Consider the following 2,991-nt stretch of genomic DNA (forward strand, 5'->3'; position numbering starts at 1 on the left):
ATTTTGCGCTTTAGTGACAGTCTAGATTTTCTCCGCACGCTGCTGATGATGAACGGTGCCCCAACCGATGCTCTGGTTGCTGCGACGATCCGAGAAATCTACCAACTGCGGCAGGCAGAGCGATCGTGGCTTGTGCAGGCGGGACGCACCTTGAACCTGTTGCTGAAAGACGACTACGATCGCCTGCGCATCATTCTTAGCCAGATTCACCTTTAGAGGGATATCGTTACGAGGATTTATCGGTATTTGTGGAGGTTCTGCCCCCGCGCTCGGAGCGTCTATGGATCTCGCCAAGGTTCTGCAGGAACCGATCGTTGCCTTTGTTGTACTGCTGGCGGTGATCCTGTTTATTCCGCCACTATTTGAGAAAATTCGACTGCCGGGATTGGTTGGGCTGCTAGTAGCAGGGGTCGCTTTGGGACCTGACGGGCTGCACCTGCTCAGCAGCGAGTCAGAAACGATGCGGTTGCTGTCCGACATCGGGTTGGTTTATCTGATGTTTGTAGCAGGACTGGAAGTAGATCTGGAGCAGTTTCAACGAACGAAGCATCGATCGATCGGCTTTGGCAGCTTCACCTTTCTGGTGCCGCTGATTTTCGGCATAATTGTCGGTCGCGTTTTCGGGTTCGGCTGGAACGCGTCGGTTCTGATTGGTTCGCTGTTCGCGTCCCACACGCTGCTGGCGTATCCGATCGTCAGTCGCTTGGGCGTGGTCGGCAACGAAGCCGTGACGGTGACGATCGGCGCAACAATCTTCACGGATGTCGGCGCTCTCCTCGTTCTGGCAGTTTGCATCGGCATTCATGCGGGTGATTTTACCCCGGCTAAGCTGGCAACGCTGATCGGGTCGTTGGCGGTTTACACGGGCGTTGTGCTAGTGGGATTCGATCGAGCTGGACGCGAATTCTTTCGCCGGACCGGTGACGAAGAAGGCAACCAATTTTTGTTTGTGCTGCTGGCAGTGTTTCTGGCTGCGGTCGGTGCACAACTGATTGGGGTGGAAAAAATCGTCGGCGCGTTTCTAGCAGGGCTTGCCGTCAACGGTGCAGTTGGCAACGGCCCCGTCAAAGAAAAGGTGATGTTCGTCGGCAGCGTATTGTTTATCCCGATTTTCTTCGTGGATATGGGGCTGCTGGTCAGAATTCCAGTGTTTATTCGCACGCTGACGGTGCTGCAATCGCTGGGACTCACGATCGCGATCGTCCTTGGACTGATCGCAAGTAAATTTTTAGCCGCGCTGCTAGCGAAATGGGTCTACCACTACAACCGAAACGAACTGCTGGTGATGTGGTCACTGTCGCTGCCGCAAGTGGCAGCAACTCTGGCGGCGACGCTGGTCGGATATCGAGCAAAGCTGCTGACCGAAGACGTGCTAAACAGCGTTATTGTGCTGATGCTGGTGACAGCAACGCTGGGTCCAATCATCACAGCGCGATTTGCGCCAGAGCTGATCTCGCCGGAGCTAGAAACCGAGGCAGCACTGGATAGCGCGGCGTCTGACGCATCCGACGAGGCTCCGTACGTGGTCGTGGTTCCGGTCTACAATCCCCGTACAGAGCAGCACTTAATTGAACTGGCAGCACTGCTGGCGCGATACCGCTCAGGTCGAATCGTACCGTTGTCGATCGCCGTTGCTCCGGTGCACATGAATGATCCACAGCTTGCTAGCAGTCTGCAACGGAGCCAGTCGCTCCTTGCAGCAGCGGTGGATCTGAGTCACGATGTTGGAGTAGAGGCAGAGCCGCTGATCCGAGTTGACGATAGCATTGCTCAGGGCATTTGTCGCGCTAGTCGAGAGTACGACGCCAATTTGATTGTCATGGGCTGGGGACAGCGGACAGGACTGCAAGCGCGGCTGTTTGGCAATGTCCTCGACCAAGTGCTGTGGGCGTCCCATTGTCCGGTGGTGATTTCGCGCCTGCTTGCTTCCCCCAGCACTATCCGGCGTATTCTGGTGCCGATCGAAAACCTGACCGCAAACCCGGTTCAAGCCATCCAGTTTGGTCACGTGTTAGCGGAAGCAAACCAGGCAGAAATGACGCTGCTGCACATCTGCGATCGCGGGCTTTCTCCCAGCCGGATTGCCTGGATGCGATCGCAACTAGCGCTGATGGCGTCAAAAGTAACCGCGACGCTGGCGCCAGACATCGACATTCGACCCGCTGACGATGTGGTTCGGACGATCGTTCTTGCGGCAAAGTCTTACGATCTAGTGGTGCTGCGTTCCTCGCCTCGTCGCACGAGTGCTGGAGGATTGGCAATCAGCGACATTGGTAGTCGCGTAGCGCAGCAAATCACAAGCTCGGTGGTTATGCTCAGTGAGCCGCTGAACTTCACGACAGGCATCGTCGGACGACAGCAAGCAGTGCGATCGACCGGGACGGTTGCAGAGCCTCGACACTTAGTGTGAGGTGTCCTACAAATCCTGCGAGTCTGAGGAGTTTGAGGCGCGATCATCTGCGTCTAAGGCACGATCGCGATCGTCTGCGATTAATTTGGTGTCATCTGGTAGGTCGAGACGACGAATTTGGATTTGGTTGAGGCGGGGTCCTTCGATGGAAATGACGGTCAGTTGGCAGGTGTCGTAGCGTAGCGTTTCTCCAGGCTGAGGAATTTTTTGTAGCTGAGAGATCACGAATCCGCCCAGCGTTTGATAGTCGTCAGTTAGGGGAAACTCCAGATTCAGCAGGTCGTTGACTTCCTCCAGATTCATCTGCGCCTGCACCAGAAACGTCTGATCATCCAAAATTTGAACGTTCTGCTCGTCGCTGCTGACAGGCTCAACCGCATCACCCAAAATTTCGGCGATCAGATCTTGAATCGTGACTAAGCCTGCTGTGCCACCGTATTCATCCATGACCATGACCATTGGCTGGCGCGATCGCTGCATCAACGGCAGTAGCTCACTCAGCAGCATGTACTCTGATACAAACCGCACGGGGCGAATCCACTCGTCAATCGCGCCTTCCAGCGTTAGCGATCTCTTTGCTA

General features: G+C 55.4%; 2 protein-coding genes and 1 pseudogene. 2 read left to right on the forward strand and 1 reads right to left on the reverse strand.

Annotated features, from left to right (window positions below; genetic code table 11):
* A pseudogene (locus tag H6F43_RS01700) lies at positions 1-216 on the forward strand (hypothetical protein); the annotation flags it as partial.
* 64 nt (positions 217-280) lie between these two features.
* Complete coding sequence (locus H6F43_RS01705) at positions 281-2,410, forward strand: cation:proton antiporter (protein ID WP_190340292.1); 2,130 nt, start codon at positions 281-283, stop codon at positions 2,408-2,410.
* Positions 2,411-2,416: 6 nt separating this feature from the next.
* On the opposite strand, the gene H6F43_RS01710 is transcribed toward H6F43_RS01705, so the two are convergent.
* A partial coding sequence (locus H6F43_RS01710; protein WP_277879841.1) for a transporter associated domain-containing protein occupies positions 2,417-2,991 on the reverse strand: 575 nt, incomplete at its 5' end.

The sequence above is a fragment of the Leptolyngbya sp. FACHB-36 genome (genome assembly GCF_014695955.1).
Classification (GTDB): Bacteria; Cyanobacteriota; Cyanobacteriia; order Leptolyngbyales; family Leptolyngbyaceae; genus FACHB-36.

Excerpts from the sequence above, each read along its gene's own strand:
- H6F43_RS01705 (WP_190340292.1), top strand. The coding sequence starts at position 281 with ATGGATCTCGCCAAGGTTCTGCAGGAACCGATCGTTGCCTTTGTTGTA.